Source organism: Rhizobacter sp. P3_C12, from assembly GCF_056402735.1.
In genome coordinates, this window is sequence record NZ_JBFUGW010000507.1 from 1 (window position 1) to 2327 (window position 2327).

Here is a 2327-nt window from a genome sequence, read left to right on the forward strand (position 1 = left end):
GAATGGCTGACGGTCGAGTCCCTCGACCTCGAAGCGCAAGGCGTGGCGCACAACGCGGAAGGCAAGGTGGTGTTCATCGAGGGCGCATTGCCCGGTGAGCAGGTCCAGGTCAGCGTGGGGCGCCGCAAGAACAACTGGGAGCAGGCGACGATGACGGCGCTGCGCCGCGAGAGCTCGCAGCGCGTGACGCCGGCCTGCCGGCATTTCGGCACCTGTGGCGGCTGCAAGATGCAGCATTTCCACGTCGGCGCGCAGGTCGCGACCAAGCAGCGGGCGCTCGAAGACGCGCTGTGGCACCTCGGCAAGACGAAGGCCGAGCGCGTGCTGCGGCCGATCGAGGGGCCGGCCTGGGGCTACCGCTACCGGGCGCGCCTGTCGGTGCGCCACGTCGTCAAGAAGGGCACGGTGCTGGTGGGCTTCCACGAGCGCAAATCCAGCTACGTCGCCGACATGGACAGCTGCGAGGTGCTGCCGCGTCACCTGAGCGATCTGCTGCTGCCGCTGCGCACGCTGATCACCGCGATGGACCAGCGCGACCGGCTGCCGCAGATCGAGGTGGCGATCGGCAGCGAGGTCACGGCGCTGGTGCTGCGGCATCTCGAGCCGCTGAGCGAAGGCGATTTGCAGCGGCTGCGCGAGTTCGCGGCGGCGCATGGCATCCAGTGGTGGCTGCAGCCCAAGGGGCCGGACACGGTGGTGCTGCTCGATGCAGACGGCCCGCCGCTCGCCTACGACCTGCCGGAGTTCGGCATCACGATGCCGTTCAAGCCGACCGACTTCACGCAGGTCAACCACCAGATCAACCAGGTGCTGGTGTCACGGGCGCTGAAGCTGCTCGCAGCGCGAGCCGACGAGCGGGTGATCGACTGGTTCTGCGGGCTCGGCAATTTCACGCTGCCGATCGCGACGCAGGCGCGCGAGGTGCTGGGCATCGAAGGCAGCGAATCGCTGGTGGCGCGCTCGCGCGAGAACGCGCAGGTGAACCGGCTCGCGCACAAGACCTCGTTCGTCGCGCGCAACCTGTTCGAGATCACGCCGGCCGAGCTGGCCGGGTACGGCGATGCGCAGAAGTGGCTGGTCGATCCGCCGCGCGAAGGGGCGTTCGCGCTCGCGAAGGCGCTGGCCGACCTGCATGCGGATCCGGCGCTGGCGCCCGGCTTCGTGCCGCCGCAGCGCATCGTCTACGTGAGCTGCAACCCGGCGACGCTGGCGCGCGATGCCGGGCTGCTGGTGCACCAGGCGGGCTACCGCTGCACGGCGGCCGGTGCGGTGAACATGTTCCCGCACACGGCGCATGTGGAGAGCATGGCGGTGTTCGAGCGGGGCTGATCGACAGCACCCAAAAGCACCCAAAGCGAAAGGGCCCCGGAGGGCCCTTTTTCTTGCGCGGTCAGCGGACCGCTTATTCGCGGTCGCCGCCGAAGATGCCGAGGATGTTCAGCAGGCTGACGAAGACGTTGTAGACGTCCAGGTAGATCGCGAGCGTCGCGCTCACATAGTTCGTCTCGCCGCCGTCGACCACGCGCTTCAGGTCGTACAGCATGAAGGCCGAGAAGATCACGACCGCGAGGGTCGAGATCGTCAGCGACAGCACCGGCATCTGCAGCCAGATGTTGGCGAKGCTCGCGACGATCAGGCCGATCACGCCGACCATCAGGAACTTGCCCCAGCTGGAGATGTCGCGCTTGATCGTCGTGGCCAGCGTTGCCATCGCGATGAACACCACCGAGGTGCCGCCGAAGGCCATCATGATCAACTGGCCGCCGTTCCGGTAGCTGCCGAGCACGCGCCCGATCGTCAGCGACAGCATCACGCCCATGAAGAACGTGAAGGCCAGCAGCAGCACGACGCCGGTCGGCGAGTTCTTGGTCTTGTCGATCGCGTAGAAGAACGCGAACGCTCCGCCGAGGAACAACACGAAGGTCATGATCGGGCTGGCGCGCGCCACATCGGCGAAGCCGAAGGCCATGCCGGCCCAGGCGCCGATGACGGTCGGCACCATCGACAGTGCCAGCATCCAGTAGGTGTTGCGAAGAACCCGGTTGCGCTGTTCAGCGCTGGGAACCGAGCCGAGGTAGTCGCCGTAGGCGGCTTGCAGGTTGTCGTTCATGAATCCTCCAGGGGGTGGAACCACGGGTATGGACCCGGACGGCGCATTGTAGTTCCCGGTTACATGTGACATGAGAAGACATGAGGCCCCGGCGCCGGATTGGCCCGCGCCGGCGCAGAGGTGTCCTGCGCGGGCGGGCCTTGGCCGGGCCGGGGCGATCGCACTACAGTGCGGCTTTCCCAACTCCTGCCCCTGCGCATGAACAGCAAATCCGTGT

At 67.2% G+C, this 2327-nt stretch carries 2 protein-coding genes; one reads left to right on the plus strand and one right to left on the minus strand.

Going from position 1 to position 2327, the window contains the following annotated elements; all coding sequences use genetic code 11:
* The coding region (gene rlmD, locus AC1DXV_RS33865) for a 23S rRNA (uracil(1939)-C(5))-methyltransferase RlmD (protein ID WP_477937955.1) at window positions 1-1329 on the plus strand (1329 nt) is incomplete at its 5' end.
* A gap of 73 nt (window positions 1330-1402) precedes the next feature.
* Here the strand turns inward: rlmD and AC1DXV_RS33870 are convergent.
* Window positions 1403-2110 carry a Bax inhibitor-1/YccA family protein gene (locus AC1DXV_RS33870; protein ID WP_477937956.1) on the minus strand — a complete coding sequence of 236 codons (708 nt, stop codon included), beginning with the start codon at window positions 2108-2110 and terminating at the stop codon, window positions 1403-1405.
* Between the last annotated feature and the right edge of the window lie 217 nt (window positions 2111-2327).